The sequence below is a fragment of the Roseateles saccharophilus genome, from assembly GCF_031458095.1.
Lineage (GTDB): Bacteria > Pseudomonadota > Gammaproteobacteria > Burkholderiales > Burkholderiaceae_C > Pelomonas > Pelomonas saccharophila_A.
Window position 1 is genome coordinate 143718 of sequence record NZ_JAVDXU010000005.1, and the last position, 16518, is coordinate 160235.

The window sequence follows — 16518 nt, forward strand, 5'->3', positions numbered from 1 at the left end:
CCATGCTGAAGACTGCTTTTGTTCTTCCTCTCGCCCTGGCCCTCGCCGGATGCGCCATCACGGCCCAGCGTCCGCCAGCTGAAGCCCCGCCACCGGCCGCATTCACGGGCTCGACCGAATGGCGCCGCGTCGCCCCCGAGGTGGCCGTGCCAGAAGCCTGGTGGACGATGTTCAAGGACCCGGTGCTGGACGGACTGCAGGCCGACCTCGTCGTCGGCAACCAGAATCTCGCCGCGGCCCTCGCACAGGTCAGCTCGGCCCGCGCCGTGCTGAGCGCCAGCCGTTCGGCCATCTTCCCGACGCTGTCCGTCAACGGCGGCACCACGCGTTCGGCGACTGCCGAGAGCGGCAACGGCCAGCGCACGGTGTCGACCAACAACTCGCTGACGGCCAACGCGGCCTGGGAGATCGACCTGTGGGGGCGGCTCGCCGAGGGCGTCAAGGCCGCCGGCGCGAACTACCAGGCCAGCCAGGCCGATCTGGCGGCCCTGCGTCTGTCGGCCCAGGCGACCCTGACGCAAAGTTATTTCGCGCTGCGCACCGCCGAGGCCCAGCAGGCGCTGCTGGAGCGCACGGTGGTCGCCAACCAGCGTGCCCTTGACCTGACCGAGGCACGCTATGCCAGCGGCGTGGTCGCCCAGACCGATGTGCTGCAGGCCCGTACCCAGCTGCGCAGCGCCCAATCCCAGCTCAGCGACATGCGAGCCGAGCGCGCCCAGCTGGAGCACTCCATCGCCACCCAGGTCGGCAAGTTGGCCGGCCAGTTCCAGTTGTTGGCCAACGCTCGCCTGCCCGAGCTGCCACCGGTGCCGGAGCTGGTGCCGTCGACGCTGCTGGCCCAGCGTCCCGACATCGCTGCAGCACGTGCCCGCCAGACGGCGGCCTATGCGCAGATCGGCATCGCCGACGCGGCCTTCTTCCCCTCCTTCGACCTGTCCGCCAGCGCCGGCTATCGCGGCTCGTCCTGGTCCAATCTGGTGTCGGCGCCCAATCTGCTGTGGAGCCTGGGCGCAGCGGTGGCCCAGCCCATCTTCGACGGCGGCCAGCGCAAGCTGGCGTCAGCCCAGGCCCGCGCCTCGGCCGAGGCCGCCACGGCCAACTACCGCCAGGCGGTGCTGACGGCCTTCCAGGAGGTCGAGGACAACCTGGTGCAGTTCGCCGAGTCGGGTGCCGCGCTGGCCCTGCAGCGCGACGCCTTCGAGGCCGCCGGCCGCAACCTCGAGATTGTGCTGGCCCAATACCGCGCCGGCACGGTCAGTTTCCTCAACGTCAGCGCCGCGCAGGCCTCGGCGCTGTCGGCCGAGGCCAATCTGCTGTCTTCGCGCAACCGCCAGCTGGTGGCGGCCAATCTGCTGCTGAAGAACCTGGGCGGGCGCATGCCGCCGCAATGAAAAAGGGCTCCCGAAGGAGCCCTTTGTTCTTGGCATGAAGCCAGGCAGGAATTACTTCTTGCCCTTCTTCTTGCCCTTGCCGTCGTCGGCGGCCGGAGCGGCGGCGACGATGACTTCTTCGGCCTTGGGCTCAACCGGCGTCGCGAGGACGGGGTTGGGCTTGCCGTGGGTGACGACCTTGACGCCAGCGGGCAGCTTGATGTCGTTGACGTGCAGCGAGTGACCCTTGGTCAGGCCAGACAGGTCCACCTCGATGAACTCGGGCAGTTGCTGGGCCAGGCAGGAGATCAGCAGCTCGGTCACGACGTGGTTGACCGTGCAGTGGTCGGTCTTGACGGCCACGGAGGTCTCTTCGCCGACGTAGTGGATCGGGACCTTCTTCGTGATCTTGGTCGTGCCGTCCACACGCTGGAAGTCGCAGTGCAGGACTTGCGGCTTGTACGGATGCATCTGGAAGTCACGCAGCAGCACTTGCGTGGTGGAACCGTTCAGCTCCATGTCCAGCAGCGAGCTGTGGAAGGCTTCCTTCTTCAGGGCGTGGAACAGCGCGTTGTGATCGAGTTCGATCATGACGGGCTCACCAGCACCAAAAACAATACCGGGCACCTTGCCGGCGACTCGCAGGCGGCGGCTCGCTCCGGTCCCCTGCAGCTTGCGCTCAAAAGCGACGAACTTCATGGTTTATCTCCAAAAAGAGAAACGGCACCCGCGACCAGGCGCCGTATGGGAAAGCGGTCTTGCGACCGCGACGAATTCGGATCAGAAGTTGTTGTTCTGTTCCGAGAAAAGGGAGGTGACCGATTCGCCGTCGGAAATACGGCGGATGGTCTCGGCAAACAGGAAGGCCACCGACAACTGGCGGATCTTCTTGCAGGCCTTGGCCGCGTCGGTCAGCGGAATGGTGTTGGTGATGACGACTTCGTCCAGCTGCGAACCGGCGATGCGCTCGATGGCCGGGCCCGACAGGATGGGGTGGGTGCAATAGGCGAAGACGCTCTTGGCGCCGCGCGCCTTCAGCACCTCGGCCGCCTTCACGAGGGTGCCGGCGGTGTCGATCATGTCGTCCATGATCACGCAGTTGCGGCCGTCGATCTCGCCGATGACGTGCATCACTTCGGACACGTTGGCGGCGGGGCGGCGCTTGTCGATGATGGCCAGATCGCAGCCCAGCTGCTTGGCCAGGGCGCGGGCACGCACCACGCCGCCGACGTCCGGCGAAACGACCACGAGGTCCTGGTAGTTGCGGCTCTTCAGGTCCGACAGCAGCACGGGCGACGCGTAGATGTTGTCGACCGGGATGTCGAAGAAGCCCTGGATCTGGTCGGCGTGCAGGTCCATGGTCAGCACGCGTTCGACGCCAACGGTCTCGAGGCAGTTCGCCACGACCTTGGCCGAGATCGGCACGCGGGTGGAACGCGGGCGGCGGTCCTGGCGGGCATAGCCGTAGTAGGGGATGACGGCGGTGACGCGGCGGGCGCTGGAGCGCTTCAGGGCGTCGGCCATGATCAGCAGCTCCATCAGGTTCTCGTTCGTCGGCGCGCAGGTGGGCTGGATGACGAAGACGTCGCGGGCGCGGACGTTCTGCTGGATCTCGACGGTGACTTCACCGTCGGAGAAACGGCCGACCACGGCCTTGCCCAGCTCAAGGCCGAGATGGGTCGCAATTTCCTGGGAAAGAACCGGGTTCGCGTTGCCGGTGAAGAGAACCGTGTTGAGCAGCACTGGGAGCCTCTGGGGTATCAGTGGCTCGCTGAGCGCCGAGCCGGTTCAGCGAAAAACAGAAATTTGGCAGGGGAGGAAGGACTCGAACCCTCGCATGTCGGAATCAAAATCCGATGCCTTGACCAACTTGGCGACTCCCCTACACAGGACACAGCAGAGCTGCTGCACCCCAAGACCCTTGTCAGCCGGCCCAGCCCGCGAGCGGGTGTTGAGCCAGACTGTGGCAGATTCGACCGGTCCACCCCGAAGGCTGAGCCTTCAGCAATGTCGCCAGGGACTGATCGTCCTTGCCATCTTTTCCGTCCCCGGCGAGCCGGGCAAAGACTGCTGCGCCAGAGCCCGTCATCCGGGCGTTGCCGAAAACTTCGGACAACTGTTGCAACGCGTCTCGCACTTCACTGCTGATTCCTTCGGCGGCGGGCTGCAGGTCATTGCGACCAAAGCCGTTCACCAGGTTTTCAGCTGTTCTTGCCAAGGCAGGAAAGCCCGCGACTATAGCCAAGTTTTCGGACCTTGCCAAGAGTGGGCTGGAAAAGATGTCTCTAGTCGCGAGGCCGGCCGGCCCCTTGAGGACGGCGAAGCGCTGCCCGGGCAGGGTGAGCGGATGCAGGATCTCGCCAATGCCCTCGACGAAGGCCGGGCCGCCGCCGAGGAAGAAGGGCACGTCGGCGCCGAGCTTGAGCCCCAGGGCCAGCAGGCGCTGCAGCGGCAAGCCGCAGTCCCACAACCGGTTCAGCGCCAGCAGCGTGGTGGCCGCGTCCGACGAGCCGCCTCCCATCCCGGCGCCGGCGGGCAGGCGCTTCTCCAGGTGGATGTCGGCGCCCAGCGTGCAGCCGGTCTCGGCCTGCAGCAGCCGCGCGGCGCGCAGGCAGAGGTCGTCGGCCGGCAGGTCGCCACCCAGCACGTCATGGCGGTGCAGATGCCCGTCGGCGCGCCACTCCACATGCAGGGTGTCGGCCCAGTCGACCAGCACGAAGACGGACTGCAGCAGGTGGTAGCCGTCGGCGCGTTTGCCGACGACATGCAGGAAGAGATTGAGCTTGGCCGGTGCAGCCAGGTCGTACAGGGCCTTCATTCGCCGCTGTCCAGCCGGGCGCGCAGCGTGACGGTGGGTTCAGCCAGGCGGATGGCGACCAGGGAGGGCAGCTTGGGTTCGATGCGCCAGCCCAACTGCTCGAAGCCGGCGGCCGTCTGCTTGTGCGGCGCGGCCGGCCAGGGGCGGGCCTGCAGCCAGTCGAACAGGGCGGCCACGGGGATGGGCTCGCCCAGCAGCTCGCGGGTCAGCGCGTCGAGGTCGTCGAAGCGGCGCTCGTCATTGGGCGTCTGCAGCGTCACCCGGCCCGGCTGCCAGCTGGCGCGCGCCACCAGGGCGCCCAGCGGCGAGGTGAGCTCCAGCCGGCCGGCCTGCGGGCCGCCGAAAAGTTCGAAGCTGGCCGCGCCGCCGGTGCCGCGGTTGTGCACGTCGCCCGCCACGGTCACGCTGATGCGGCCGCTGAGGCGGGATTCCGGGCTGGCAGGCGGGGCCGGTGGCAGCTGGGCGCAGCCGGCGAGGCCGAGCGCGAGGATGAAAGCCGCTGCCAGCCTCATCGCGGCTTGACCTTCAGGCGGTCCATGGTTTCGCGCAGGGCCTCGTTGCGCGGCTCGCGGCGGGCGGCTTCCTGCCAGACGCTGCGCGCCTCGTCCTCGGCGCCGCTGGCCCACAGCACTTCGCCGAGATGGGCGGCGATCTCGGCGTCGGGCCGGCCGTTGTGGGCCTGGCGCAGCAGCTTGGCGGCCTCGGCCAGATTGCCCAGGCGGAACTCGACCCAGCCCAGGCTGTCGACGATGAAGGGCTCGCCCGGTGCCAGCTTCAAGGCCTGCTCGATGAGCTGCTTGGCCTCGGGCAGGCGCAGATTTCGCTCGGCCAGCGAATAGCCCAGCGCGTTGTAGGCGTGGTGGTAGTCGGGCTTGATCTCGATGACCTTGCGCAGCAGCGTTTCCATCTCGTCGAAATGACCGGCCTTCTCCGTCATCATGGCCTGTTCGTAGATCAGGTCAGGGTCGGCGGGGAAGCGGGTCGTTGCCTTCTTGAGGACCGCCAGGGAGGCCGGGTAATCGTGTTGCTCGCGCATCAGCTGAGCCTCGGCCAGCAGGGTGGCGCGGGCGTCCTGGTCGCTGGCGTCGGCGGCAGGTTGCAGCAGCTTGCGGGCGTCGGCGAGCTTGCCCTGGCGAGCCAGCAGGCTGGCGCGGCGATAGCGCAGCTCCAGGGTGTTGCCATCGACCTTCTGCAGCGCGGCCTCGGCCGCCTTGAGGTCGCCGCGCTGTTCAGCGGCCTGCGACAGCATCAGCCAGGCCTGCTGGCGGCCTTCGGCCCGGGCCTTGATCTCGGCATCGGTGCCCGACGCCGGCGTGTCCAGACGCTTCAGCGCCTCGCGAAGCGCGGCTTCCGAGGCGGCGGCGTGCTTGAGCTCCAGCTCGACCGCGCCAAGCGCCAGCCAGGGCGCGGGGTTATCAGGCGTCGCCTCGGTCAGTGCACGGAATTCCCGCGCGGCGTCGGCGGGCCGCTGACCCAGGATCAGCGCGCGGGCATAAGCCTGGCGCAGTGCATGCTGTTCGGGCTTTTGCTGCAGCCTCTCGGTGATCAGCGCTTCGGCCTTGGGCTCCGAGGGCATCAGGTCGACGGCGAGCTGCATGGCATCGTCGCCCTCGGGCTCGAGCTGGTTGAGTTCGCGGGCCAGCGCCAGGGCGCGGGCGTTCTGGCCGGCGTTGATTGACAACCGGGCCTCGGTGTAGAGGGCCGCGGGCTTGAGCGGGCCGGTCTGGGTCTGCAGCACCGGCGCCAGCGCGGTCAGCACCGATTTCGGGTCGGGTGAGCGCTGGAACAGCCGCGGCAGGGCCAGGATGAGGGCTGGGCGCTGCGGGGCAGGCGCCACGCGCAGCAGCGCTGCCAGCGGCGTCGGCACCTCGGCCGGCTTGTTCATGACGGCGAGCAGTTGCACGCAGTTCTGCAGCGCCTCGGAAGAGGTTGGTACCGTCTCGGCCCAGGCGCGCGCAGCCATCAGGGCCTGGTCGCCGGCGCGGGCCTGGACGGCGATGTTGATGACCCGCTTGAACAGTTCCTCGTCGCCAGTGCGCCGGGCGGCATCCAGCAGCACCTGGAAGGCGACGCCGGCCTGGCCGTTCTGCAGTTCGATCTCGCCGATCAGCAACTGATAGAACAGCGGTGCGTCCATGGCGGAATTCGTCAGCGGCTCAGCAGGCGCGGGCGCAACGGCGGCTTCCTGGGCATGGACTTGCAGGGCGGCCAGCAGGGCGGCCGCGGCGATCACGCGGCGAGTGGACAAAGGCATTCGAACTCCGACAGACAGGGGCTGATTATGATTTCGCCCTCATGCCCGAGTTGCCCGAAGTCGAAGTCACGCGCCGCAGCTTTGCGGACGCCATCCAGGGAGCCCGGGTGACCGGTCTGCGCCTGGGAAAACCCCTGCGCTGGCCGATAGGCGTGGACCCCGAAACCCTGCTGGGCAGCCGCGTCGGCAGCACGCAAAGACGCGGTAAATATTTGTGGCTTCCGCTCGAAAATCGTGGCGGGCTGCTGATGCATCTGGGCATGTCGGGGTCGCTGGCCTTCCTGGAGGCGACGCCGGCGCCGGGCGCACATGACCATTTCGACCTGCACACCGACCGCGGTCTGCTGCGCCTGACCGACCCGCGCCGCTTCGGCGCCGTGGTCTGGGCGGCGGCCCTGGATGCCGAGCCGGTGGCCACCTTGCTGGGCGGCCTGGGCCTGGAGCCCTTCGACGAGCGTTTCGACGGCCTGCATCTGCATGCGGCCCTGAGCGGCCGGCGCGTGTCCATCAAGCAGGCCCTGCTGGCAGGGGACATCGTCGTCGGCGCCGGCAATATCTACGCCTGCGAGGCCCTCTTCATGGCCGGCATCGATCCCCGCCTGCCCGCCGGCAAGCTCAGCCGCCCGCGTGCCGACAAGCTCGCCGCCGCCGTGCGTACCGTGCTCGGCCAGGCCCTCGAGGCGGGCGGCACGACGCTGCGCGACTTCCGCGATGCGCACGGCGTGGCCGGCAGCTTCCAGATGCAAGCCCAGGTCTATGGCCGCGAGGGCCTGCCCTGCCTGCGCTGCGCCACGCCCATCCGGCGCATCGTGCAGGGCCAGCGCTCCACCTTCTTCTGCCCGTCATGCCAGAAACGCTGATCGCCGATCTCGACGATTTCGGCAAGACCGTCGTCGCCTGGCAGCGCCGCCACGGCCGCAACACCCTGCCATGGCAGAACACGCGCGATCCCTACCGCGTCTGGCTGTCGGAAGTCATGCTGCAGCAGACCCAGGTGACGACGGTGCTCGGCTACTACGAGCGCTTCCTCGTGCGTTGGCCCAAGGTCACCGACCTGGCCGCGGCGACGCTGGACGAGGTGCTTGCCCAGTGGGCCGGCCTGGGCTACTACAGCCGGGCGCGCAACCTTTACGCCTGCGCCTGCGCCGTGGCCGAGCTGCATCGCGGCGAGTTCCCGAACACGGCGGCCGGCCTGCAGACGCTGCCCGGCATCGGCCGCTCCACCGCCGCGGCCATCGCAGCCTTCTGCTTCGGCGAGCGCGTTGCCATCCTGGACGGCAACGTCAAGCGCGTGCTTGGCCGGGTGCTCGCCTTCGACGGCGACCTGGCCAGCAGCGCCGCGGAGAAAAGGCTCTGGGACCGCGCCACCGGGCTGCTGCCCGAACGCGATGTCGACCGCTACACCCAGGGGCTGATGGACCTGGGTGCGACGGTCTGCACGGCGCGTTCGCCGAACTGCCTGCTGTGCCCGGTGCAGGCCATGTGCCGCGGTCAGCAAGACGGCGATCCGACGCGCTACCCCGTCAAGACCAGGAAGCTCAAGCGCGGCCGCCGCGAGAACTGGTGGCTGTGGGTGGAAAGGGCGGAGGGCCAGGTCTTGCTGCAGCAGCGGCCCGCCACCGGCGTCTGGGCTGGCCTGTGGACCCTGCCCATGTTCGACGACGAGGCCAGCGCCCGCGCGGCCCTGTCTCCCGATGTCACCTTGGAGACGCTGCCGCGCATCGAGCATGCGCTGACCCATTTCGACTGGGTGCTGCACACCATGCGGGCCGAAGCCCCCGAGGGAAACCTGCCTGGCGGCACCTGGGTCGCCCGCGAGAAACTAGCAGGCTATGCGCTGCCCGCGCCGCTGAAGAAACTGATCGGGGAAAGCTGAGCCATGAAAGCACATATCAAGAGCGGCATCGAGTACGCGGTCATCACCCTGCTCGTGGCGGGCCTGTGCCTGTGGCAGCTCATCAGCAGCACGCAGGACGGCGAGCCGCCGGCATCCCGGCTGACCCTGCTGGGCCTGGGCCTCGTCGTGGCCGGCACCATGCATTGCGTCTTCATGATGCAGCTGGTGCGGCGCACAGGCCGGGCTTTCGTGCCCTGGCTCATCGCCATCGTCGTTTTCATGCCCATCGGCACCGCCGTGCTGCTCGCTTTGCTGCTGGGGGAGGCCGAGCCGTCCGAAAGTTGACAAACGGAGGCTGCACACGCATTGCCTGCCCAGGGTGAAACGGGCACAGTCCTCCGAACAACGACGAGGGGACAGCCGTGAACGGACTGAATAATCTGCGCGTCGGAACGCGCCTGGGCCTGGCTTTTGCGGTGCTGCTGGCGCTGATGATGGCGATGGCGGGCGTGGGCGCGTTGTTGACGAGGTCGATCAATCACTACGCCGAGTACTACCCCGAGAACATCCTTCCTTCGCTGCGCCTCATCCACCAGATGGATGGCGCCGTGTCCGATGCGCGGCGCTTCGAGCAGCAGCACATCCTCACCGAGGACGACAAGCTGAAGAAGCAGCTTGCCGGGGAGGTCGCCAAGGTCCGGGACAACATCCGGCAGCGCCTCAAGGACTATGAGCTGCTGGCGGTCGACGACCAGGACCGGGCGCTGCTGAAGACGGTGCGCGAGGGGGCCGAAGCCTATTTCGTGGCCCAGGACAAGATCCTCAAGGCCTCGGACGAGAGCGCAGCCGACCCGACCCAGGGCACGGCAGCGCGCGAGCAGAGCCAGGCGGCCCGCGCCGTCTTCCTGCCCCTGCGCGACAGCCTCAACAAATGGTGGGATTACAACGAGAAGCTGGCGGGCGCCACCACCGAGGCGGCCGAATCCGCCTACCGTCGTGTGCTGCTGATCTTCGGCATCGTGTCGCTCGTGGCCCTGGTCATCGGCGTGCTGGCGGCGCTGGCCATCACGCGCTCCATCACCGGTCCGGTGCAGAAGGCCTCCGCGGCTGTCAGTGCCGTGGCCGGCGGCGACCTGACCCAGCGCCTGCACAGCAGCTCGCGCGATGAACTCGGCCAGCTGCTGAGCATGCTGGACGAGATGACGCAGAACCTCGCGCGCATGGTGGCGGGCGTGCGCCAGGGCTGCGACCAGCTCAATGTGGCGGCGGCCGAGATCGCGCAGGGCAATGCCGACCTGTCGGCGCGCACCGAGAGCCAGGCTTCCAGCCTCGAAGAGACCGCGGCGTCGGTGGAGCAGATGGCGGCCCAGATCAAGGCCAATGCCGACAACGCCCGCCAGGCCGACCAGCTCGCCAACCATGCTTCCGAAGTGGCCGGCGCCGGTGGGGCAGCGGTCGGCGAGGTCGTGACGACCATGGACGCGATCTCGGCCTCCAGCCGCAAGATCTCCGACATCATCGGCACCATCGACGGCATCGCCTTCCAGACCAATATCCTGGCGCTGAATGCGGCCGTCGAGGCGGCGCGGGCCGGCGAGCAGGGCCGCGGCTTTGCCGTCGTGGCCGGCGAGGTGCGCCTGCTGGCCCAGCGCAGCGCCGAGGCGGCCAAGGAGATCAAGAGCCTTATCGGCGACAGCGTCTCCAAGGTCGAGAGCGGCAGCACCCAGGTGCTGGCGGCGCGCGAGACCATCGGCCAGATGGTCAACGAAGTGCGCAAGGTGACCGACCTCGTCGGCGAGATCACCGTCTCCAGCCGCGAGCAGTCCGAAGGCGTCGGCCAGATCAACGCGGCCGTCAGCCAGCTCGACCAGGCCACGCAGCAGAACGCCGCCCTGGTGGAGCAGACCGCTGCGGCGGCCGAAAGCATGCGCATGCAGACGGCCAAGCTGACCGAGGCGGTGGCGGCCTTCCGCGTCGAGGCGGGCCTGGCTGCCGCGCCCGCCCCGCGCAACGCGCCCAAGCCGGCGATGGTGGCCAGGCCGGCAGCGCCCAAGACCGCACCGCGGCCGGCTGTCAGGCCGGCGCCGCAGCCCGCCCCCGCTCCGGTCGCATCGGCGCCCAAGCCTGCTGCGGCGGCGCCCAGCCCGGCCGAAGGCGACTGGGAGACCTTCTAGAACAGACCCGCGAGCCGCTGCACGGCGGCCTCGGTCTGGGCCCGGTCGGGCTGCAGTTCGTCGCTGCCGAAGTCGTGCTCGCCCATGGCGGCGACGAGCAGCCCGTCGCGGCGCGGCAGCACGACGAGGTTGTGGCCGCGGTAGATCAGCGCGTAGTCCACCTCGGGCTGGGGGATCAGCCGCGCCGTCTGGCCGCGTACCGGCGTCATGCCGACGTCGTTCAACAGCTTGCGCGCGCCGTCGCCCATGCAGTTGACGACGACGCGCTCGGGCAGGCGGGCGAAGTCGCGCGGCTGGCGGAACTCGCGCTGCACCAGCTCGCCGCCATCGCGGGCGAAGTCTTCCAGCAGCAGGCGCTGATAGGCCGGGATGTTGAAGACAAGCTGCGTGAAGCGGCGCGCATGCGGCTTGCGGAAGGGGTGCTCGTCGGCCGCGAGTTCCCGGCCCTGCGGGCGCAGGTCGGCGATGCGCGAGGACAGCTCGGGGTAGTCGGGTTCGCTGCCGTGGGCCGCATAGCTGGGCAGGGGTTGATCAAAGCCCTCGTCGGCGACGACGTAGCCGTCATGCCATTCGACGGGCCCCGAAGGCAGGCCGAGATAGCCCTGGTGCACCTTGAACGATGCTCGCGCCATGGCTTCCCACTCCGCCGTCCAGGCCTCGCTGGCGTGCTCGCTGGCGACGATGCGCGAGTCCGGCGTCCACAGGCCGGTGGCGGCCGAGGAATGCACGCGCGGCGGCCTGTCCTTGGCATAGAGCCTGACCTTGTAGCCGGCCTGCTGGGCGGTGCGCGCCGTCGTCAGGCCGATGGCGCCGCAGCCGATGACGGCGATGCGCTCGCCCGGCCGCGCGCCGCCGGCCTGCACGAGGGCCAGCGCGCGCTGGGCCGAGCCCCAGGACAGCGACCAGCCGCTGCCGCCATGGCCGTAGTGGTGCACGAGGGTCTTGCCCAAGCGCTTCTCGGCTTCGATGCGCGGTCCCTGGGCGCGGAAAGGGCGGATGCCGACGGTGATGTCGATGATGCGGTCGACGCTGGCGCGCATGGCGGCCGGCGCGCGGGGCGCGGCGAAGTCCAGGCCGAAGGCAGGCAGGGCCAGCGTGGCGCTGCCCGCGGCGAGCAGGTGGCGGCGCTGCACGATCAGGAGGCCTGCTTTGCCAGCGATTTGCGGATCAATGCGGCATCGCGCAGCCGGTTGGCCGAGCCATCGGCGTCCAGCAGCACGACGGTGACGGGCCGCTTGCCGTTCAGGATGCGCATGGCCAGGCAGCGGCCGGCCTCCTCGGTGTAGCCGGTCTTGGAGACGCGGATATTCCAGCCTTTGGCACCCACCAGCCGGTTGGTGTTGCGCAGCTCGCGCGTGCGCCCATCAACCGTCGTCTTGGCCTTCTTGACGCTGGTGATGCGCTCGATCTCGCCATAGCGCGCCGCCGCCGCCGTCACGGTGGCCATCTCGGTCGCCGTCGACGTGTTGGCCGGCGACAGGCCGGTCGGGTCGGTGATGGCGGTGTGCTTGAGCCCGAGGGCGTGGATCTTGGCCTGCATGGCCTTGACGAAGCCGGCCTCGCCGCCCGGGAAGGTGCGGGCCAGGGCGGCGGCGGCGCGGTTCTCGGATTCCATCAATGCCATCTCCAGCGCGGCCTGGCGGCTCATCTGCGTGCCCACGCGCACTCGGGACTTGCTGTGCTTGAGGGTGTCGACGTCGTCGCTGGTGATGCGCAGCTTCTCGGTCGGGTCCAGTTTGGCGTCGAGCACCACCATGGCCGTCAGCAGCTTGGTCAGCGAGGCGATGGGCACGACGGCATCGGCGTCGCGGGCCATCAGCACCTTGCCAGTCGCGTCATCGATGACGACGACATGCTTGGCATTGACCGGCAGGCGCAGTTGCTGGGCCGGTGGCAGCTCGTCGGCGGCCGCGGCCTGGGCGATGGGCGCCGGCGCTTCGACGGGGTCGCGGCCCTTGGCCTGCACGACGAAGCTGGTGGCGGCGATCAGCAGGGCCGGCAGGGCCAGCTTCCAGCCGGTGGCCTGGGGACGGGGTGCGAGCAGACGCTCGATGCGGGCCAGCAGGTCGCCGCCACGGGCGGCCAAGGCAGGGGATGAGGGCATCGGGGAGGAATCCAGTTCGGAAAGGGCGTGCAGGGCGAGGGCCAGGCGGCGGCGGCCTTCTTGGCCGACCAGTTCGGCCGAGATCTCGTCGGCCACCAGTTCGCGCTCATGGCGCATGCGGGCCGACAGCCACCAGACCACGGGGTGGAAGAAGAGCAGGGCCTCGACGGCGCTCTGCAGCAGGTTGGCGAGATAGTCCCAGCGCCTCACATGGGCGAGTTCATGGGCCAGCAGGGCTTCGAGCAGGTCGACGGGCAGGCGGGTGAGCAGGGCGGCCGGCAGCAGCACGCAGGGCCTGAGCGTACCCAGGGCGATGGGGCCGGCCAATTCAGGCAGCAGGCGCAGGCTGACGGCGCGCTTCAGGCCCAGCCGGCGGGCCAGAGTGTCCAGCCGCGCCTGCCATTCGGCCGGCGCCGGCTTGCTGCGCCGACGTGCGCGCCCGACCCAGACCAGGCCCAGGGCCAGGCGGGCCAGCATCAGCGCCGTGCCCAGGGCCCAGGCCGCGACGAGGGCGGGCATCTGCTCGGCCAGGGGCGGCAGCTCATCCATGAACTGGCCTTCGGCGGGCGAGAGATCCAGGCACTGGGCCAGCGGCAGGCCCAGGCACAGCGCGAGGCCGGCCGCGCAGACGGCATAACGCCAGCGCGCCGACGCGCCGCCCATCAAGGCCAGCAGCACGGCAACGACGGCGCCGACCACGACGCCTTGCCAGACGAAGTTCACGAGAGCCCAGCCCCAGGCATTCATGGCGAGGTCCAGGCTCATGCCTTGTCTCCGGTGCCGCCCAGCAGCTGGCGGATCTCGGCGCGCTCCTTGGCGCTGACATGGTTCTTCAGGGCCGCCAGCACCAGGGCCTTGCCCGAGCCGGCAAAGGCCTTGGCGATGAAGTCCTTCATCAGCGACTGCTGCAGCTTGTCCTGGGCGTGCACGGGGGCGTAGAGCTGTGGGCGCTGGCTCTCGTCACGGCTCAGCAGGCCCTTGCCATGCATGACCTGCAATTGGCGCAGCACCGTCGCATAGGTGGCCTCGGGGCGCTCGGGCAGCAGGGCCTCGTGCACGGCCTTGGCGTCGGCGGGGCCGAGGCGCCACAGCACCTGCAGCAGATCCAGCTCGGCCGCCGTCGGCTTGGCGGAGGGTGTTTGACTCATGCGTTCAGAATAATCGTTCTAGAACTCCATGTCTAGAACTTGCGTTCTGAATTTGCGGCGGGCCGAGCGCCGGGCCGCTCCCTAGCCGGCCCGCTCTGGCGATGTGCATGCTGGTCAATCCGGCATGCATCGCCGTCCCCTCGGGGGACCGACCAGTCGCGTCCGCGTTCAGCGAGCGAGACTGGGCGAGGGGCTCAGGTCATCTTGCATCCAACTCGCGGTGGCGCTTCAGCACGTGGCCGTGATGGCTGAACTGGCGCGCCAGCATCTCGACGAGATAGACCGAGCGGTGCTGGCCGCCGGTGCAGCCGATGGCCACGGTCAGGTAGCTGCGCTGGTCGGCCGCGAAATTGGGCAGCCAGCGCGACAGGAAGCCGGCGATCTGGCCCATCATCAGGCCGACCTCGGGCTGGGCCGCCAGATAAGCCGCCACCGGCGCGTCGCGGCCGTTCAGCGGGCGCAGTTCGCGGTCGTAATAGGGGTTGGGCAGCACGCGCACATCGAAGACGAAGTCCGCGTCACTCGGCACGCCATGCTTGAAGGCGAAGCTCTCGAAGACCAGGGTCAGCTTGGTCCCGGCGTTGGGGCCGACCAGATCACCCAGCCAGGCGCGCAGCTGGGCCGGGCGCAACTGGCTGGTGTCGATGACGGTGGACTCCGCCTTGAGGCCGCCGAGCAGCTCGCGCTCCAGCTTGATGGCGTCCAGCAGCAGGCGGTGCCTGTCTTCCGCGGCGCCGTCCAGCCCGCCGAAACCGGTATCGCGGTCCTCGCGCAGCGGGTGGGGGCGGCGGGTCTCGGAGAAGCGCCGCATCAGCGCGTCGTTGCTGGCGTCCAGGAAGATGGAGCGCACCGGCACGCCGGTGGCGCGCAAGTCCTTCAGCAGCGGCAGCAGCAGCGGCAGCGAGCTGGCCGAACGCACGTCCACCGCGATCGCGACACGGCGTTCGCCGCGTTGCTGCTCCAGGCGCAGGAAGTCCAGCAGCAGCTCGGCGGGCAGGTTGTCGACGCAGAAATAGCCGGCGTCTTCCAGCGCATGCATGGCCACCGACTTGCCGCCGCCGGACATGCCGGTCAGCAGCACCACATCGCCATGCAGGTCGGCTTCGAGGCTCATGACCGGGCCTTCTTCGTCTTGGCCGTGGATGTGGACGCCTCCAGCATCTCCTGCGCGTGCGCCAGGCTGGTGGACGACAGGCGCTCGCCTCCCAGCATGCGGGCAACCTCGGCAACGCGTGCCTCGCCGACGACCGGGCTGACGGAGCTGACGGTGGTCGAGCCCTGCAGGGCCTTGGCGACGACGAGATGGCGGTCGGCGCAGGCGGCAACCTGGGGCAGATGGGTAACGGCCAGCACCTGGCGCCGCCCGTCCGCCGAATGGCCGAGCTGCTTCATCAGCCGGCCCACGGTCTCGGCCACGGCGCCGCCGATGCCGACGTCGATCTCGTCAAAGATCAGCGTGCCGGGCGCATTGCCGGTGGCGGCCTGGCTGGTGGTCACGGCGATGGCCAGGGCGATGCGCGACAGCTCGCCGCCCGAGGCCACCTTGGCCAGCGGCCGCGGCGTGCTGCCGGCATGGCCGGCCACGAGGAACTCGGCGGATTCGAGACCGAAGCTCTGCGGGCCTTCGGTCGCGGTCAGCGCGATGTCGAACCGGCCGCCGGCCATGCCGAGCTGCTGCATGGCCGCGGTGACGGCCGCGGCGAGCTGGGGCGCGGCCTTCCTGCGGGCGCGGCTGACGGCCTGGGCTTCCTTGTCGAAGGCCTGGCGCGCCGCAGCCAGGGCCGCCTCCAGCTGGGCTGGGTCGCTGGCGGCGTCGAGTTGGGCGAGCTCGGCCCGCCATTGCGCCAGCAGCGCCGGGAGGTCCTGCGGCTGGCGGCGGTAGCGGCGCGACAGCGTCATCCAGGCCGACACGCGCTCGTCCAGCTCGGCCAGGCGGGCCGGGTCGAGATCGGTCTTGTGCAGATAGGCCGACAGCGTGTGGCTGGCGTCCTGCAGCTGGGCCTGCACATCGCGCAGGGCCTGCACGGCGGGCAGCAGGCGGGCGTCATGGTCGAGCACGCGCTCGAGCTGATCCAGGGCCCCGCCGGCCAGCGACTGGGCGCTGGGCTCGGCCTCTTCCAGCGCATCCAGGGCGGACTTGGCCGCGTCGATGAGGGACTGGCCATGCGACAGGCGCTCGTGCTCGGCGTTCAGCTCCGTCCACTCGCCCTCGGCCGGCGCGAGGCCGTCGAGCTCGCCGATCTGCCAGGCCAGGCGCTCGCGTTCGCGCAGGGCCTCGGCCTGCAGGCCCTGGGCCTTGGCGAGAGCTTCCGAGGCCTGCTTCCAGGCCGCATGCGCGCGGGCCAGCGGCGCGGTATCCAGGCCGGCAAATCCGTCCAGCAGCTCGCGCACGGCGGCGGGGCGGGTCAAGCCCTGCCAGGCATGCTGGCCGTGGATGTCCAGCAGGTGGTCGGCCAGCTCGCGCAGCTGGGTCAGCGTGGCGGCGCCGCCATTGATCCAGGCGCGGCTTTTTCCTGCGGCGTCGATGACGCGGCGCAGCAGCAGGCTGTCTTCGCTGTCAAAGCCGGCCTCGTCCAGCCAGGCGCGCAGATGGGCGGGCGTGTCGAACTCGGCACAGATCTCGGTCTTGGCCGCACCCTCGCGCACGACGCCGGCGTCGCCGCGGCCACCCAGGGCCAGCTGCAGGGCGTCGATGAGGATGGACTTGCCGGCGCCGGTCTCGCCGGTCAGCACGGCAAAGCCGGGCTCGAAGTCGAGCTCCAGCGCGGGGACGATGACGAAATCCTTCAGGCTCAGGTGCCGCAGCATGGGTC

Annotated in this window: 15 protein-coding genes and 1 tRNA gene; 5 read left to right on the forward strand and 11 right to left on the reverse strand. The window is 69.6% G+C overall.

Going from position 1 to position 16518, the window contains the following annotated elements; translation table 11 throughout:
- Nucleotides 1–2: 2 nt before the first annotated feature.
- Nucleotides 3–1391, forward strand: coding sequence for an efflux transporter outer membrane subunit (locus J2X20_RS26045; RefSeq protein WP_310271887.1), 1389 nt, complete (start codon nucleotides 3–5; stop codon nucleotides 1389–1391).
- Between the two features lie 51 nt (nucleotides 1392–1442).
- Here J2X20_RS26045 and J2X20_RS26050 read toward each other — a convergent pair whose 3' ends face one another.
- The 6 genes from J2X20_RS26050 to J2X20_RS26075 form a co-directional block, all read right to left on the reverse strand.
- Nucleotides 1443–2069: a 50S ribosomal protein L25/general stress protein Ctc gene (locus tag J2X20_RS26050; protein WP_310271890.1), complete on the reverse strand. Its 627-nt coding sequence runs from the start codon at nucleotides 2067–2069 to the stop codon at nucleotides 1443–1445.
- 81 nt (nucleotides 2070–2150) lie between these two features.
- A complete protein-coding gene (locus J2X20_RS26055) occupies nucleotides 2151–3113 on the reverse strand; it encodes a ribose-phosphate pyrophosphokinase (protein WP_310271893.1) in 963 nt (320 codons plus the stop codon).
- Between the two features lie 64 nt (nucleotides 3114–3177).
- Nucleotides 3178–3254, reverse strand: a tRNA-Gln gene (locus J2X20_RS26060).
- A gap of 40 nt (nucleotides 3255–3294) precedes the next feature.
- Nucleotides 3295–4188 (reverse strand): 4-(cytidine 5'-diphospho)-2-C-methyl-D-erythritol kinase, encoded by an 894-nt coding sequence (gene ispE / locus J2X20_RS26065; protein ID WP_310271896.1) that lies wholly within the window; start codon nucleotides 4186–4188, stop codon nucleotides 3295–3297.
- The gene (locus J2X20_RS26070; RefSeq protein ID WP_310271899.1) at nucleotides 4185–4700 is read right to left on the reverse strand and encodes a lipoprotein insertase outer membrane protein LolB; all 516 of its coding nucleotides are present in this window, start codon (nucleotides 4698–4700) and stop codon (nucleotides 4185–4187) included. The genes ispE and J2X20_RS26070 overlap by 4 nt, the downstream gene beginning before the upstream one ends.
- Nucleotides 4697–6442: a tetratricopeptide repeat protein gene (locus tag J2X20_RS26075; RefSeq protein ID WP_310271902.1), complete on the reverse strand. Its 1746-nt coding sequence runs from the start codon at nucleotides 6440–6442 to the stop codon at nucleotides 4697–4699. The genes J2X20_RS26070 and J2X20_RS26075 overlap by 4 nt, the downstream gene beginning before the upstream one ends.
- A 41-nt stretch (nucleotides 6443–6483) precedes the next feature.
- On the opposite strand from J2X20_RS26075, the gene mutM reads away from it, so the two are divergent.
- The 4 genes from mutM to J2X20_RS26095 all read left to right on the forward strand — a co-directional run bounded on the left by mutM (nucleotide 6484) and on the right by J2X20_RS26095 (nucleotide 10453).
- Complete coding sequence (gene mutM, locus J2X20_RS26080) at nucleotides 6484–7302, forward strand: bifunctional DNA-formamidopyrimidine glycosylase/DNA-(apurinic or apyrimidinic site) lyase (protein WP_310271905.1); 819 nt, start codon at nucleotides 6484–6486, stop codon at nucleotides 7300–7302.
- Entirely contained in the window at nucleotides 7287–8318 is a 1032-nt protein-coding gene (gene mutY / locus J2X20_RS26085; protein WP_310271908.1) for an A/G-specific adenine glycosylase, read from the forward strand. Before mutM ends, mutY begins: the two co-directional genes overlap by 16 nt.
- A gap of 3 nt (nucleotides 8319–8321) precedes the next feature.
- The gene (locus tag J2X20_RS26090) at nucleotides 8322–8624 is read left to right on the forward strand and encodes a hypothetical protein (RefSeq protein WP_310271911.1); all 303 of its coding nucleotides are present in this window, start codon (nucleotides 8322–8324) and stop codon (nucleotides 8622–8624) included.
- A gap of 77 nt (nucleotides 8625–8701) precedes the next feature.
- Entirely contained in the window at nucleotides 8702–10453 is a 1752-nt protein-coding gene (locus J2X20_RS26095) for a methyl-accepting chemotaxis protein (RefSeq protein ID WP_310271913.1), read from the forward strand.
- Here the strand turns inward: J2X20_RS26095 and J2X20_RS26100 are convergent.
- From J2X20_RS26100 to recN, 5 genes are all read right to left on the reverse strand, one after another.
- Nucleotides 10450–11586 carry an FAD-dependent oxidoreductase gene (locus J2X20_RS26100; RefSeq protein ID WP_310271915.1) on the reverse strand — a complete coding sequence of 379 codons (1137 nt, stop codon included), beginning with the start codon at nucleotides 11584–11586 and terminating at the stop codon, nucleotides 10450–10452. The genes J2X20_RS26095 and J2X20_RS26100 overlap by 4 nt on opposite strands.
- Nucleotides 11587–11588: 2 nt before the next feature.
- Nucleotides 11589–13322, reverse strand: a complete 1734-nt coding sequence (locus J2X20_RS26105; protein WP_310271918.1) for a M56 family metallopeptidase — start codon at nucleotides 13320–13322, stop codon at nucleotides 11589–11591.
- Entirely contained in the window at nucleotides 13319–13705 is a 387-nt protein-coding gene (locus tag J2X20_RS26110; protein ID WP_310271921.1) for a BlaI/MecI/CopY family transcriptional regulator, read from the reverse strand. Before J2X20_RS26110 ends, J2X20_RS26105 begins: the two co-directional genes overlap by 4 nt.
- Before the next feature lie 199 nt (nucleotides 13706–13904).
- Complete coding sequence (gene rapZ / locus J2X20_RS26115; RefSeq protein ID WP_409034206.1) at nucleotides 13905–14819, reverse strand: RNase adapter RapZ; 915 nt, start codon at nucleotides 14817–14819, stop codon at nucleotides 13905–13907.
- The gene (recN, locus tag J2X20_RS26120; RefSeq protein ID WP_310271925.1) at nucleotides 14816–16513 is read right to left on the reverse strand and encodes a DNA repair protein RecN; all 1698 of its coding nucleotides are present in this window, start codon (nucleotides 16511–16513) and stop codon (nucleotides 14816–14818) included. Before recN ends, rapZ begins: the two co-directional genes overlap by 4 nt.
- Between the last annotated feature and the right edge of the window lie 5 nt (nucleotides 16514–16518).

Excerpts from the sequence above, each read along its gene's own strand:
- J2X20_RS26045 (WP_310271887.1), top strand. The coding sequence starts at position 3 with ATGCTGAAGACTGCTTTTGTTCTTCCTCTCGCCCTGGCCCTCGCCGGA.
- J2X20_RS26050 (WP_310271890.1), bottom strand. The coding sequence starts at position 2,069 with ATGAAGTTCGTCGCTTTTGAGCGCAAGCTGCAGGGGACCGGAGCGAGC.
- ispE (WP_310271896.1), bottom strand. The coding sequence starts at position 4,188 with ATGAAGGCCCTGTACGACCTGGCTGCACCGGCCAAGCTCAATCTCTTC.
- J2X20_RS26070 (WP_310271899.1), bottom strand. The coding sequence starts at position 4,700 with ATGAGGCTGGCAGCGGCTTTCATCCTCGCGCTCGGCCTCGCCGGCTGC.
- J2X20_RS26075 (WP_310271902.1), bottom strand. The coding sequence starts at position 6,442 with ATGCCTTTGTCCACTCGCCGCGTGATCGCCGCGGCCGCCCTGCTGGCC.
- mutM (WP_310271905.1), top strand. The coding sequence starts at position 6,484 with ATGCCCGAGTTGCCCGAAGTCGAAGTCACGCGCCGCAGCTTTGCGGAC.
- mutY (WP_310271908.1), top strand. The coding sequence starts at position 7,287 with ATGCCAGAAACGCTGATCGCCGATCTCGACGATTTCGGCAAGACCGTC.
- J2X20_RS26090 (WP_310271911.1), top strand. The coding sequence starts at position 8,322 with ATGAAAGCACATATCAAGAGCGGCATCGAGTACGCGGTCATCACCCTG.
- J2X20_RS26105 (WP_310271918.1), bottom strand. The coding sequence starts at position 13,322 with ATGAGCCTGGACCTCGCCATGAATGCCTGGGGCTGGGCTCTCGTGAAC.
- J2X20_RS26110 (WP_310271921.1), bottom strand. The coding sequence starts at position 13,705 with ATGAGTCAAACACCCTCCGCCAAGCCGACGGCGGCCGAGCTGGATCTG.
- rapZ (WP_409034206.1), bottom strand. The coding sequence starts at position 14,819 with ATGAGCCTCGAAGCCGACCTGCATGGCGATGTGGTGCTGCTGACCGGC.
- recN (WP_310271925.1), bottom strand. The coding sequence starts at position 16,513 with ATGCTGCGGCACCTGAGCCTGAAGGATTTCGTCATCGTCCCCGCGCTG.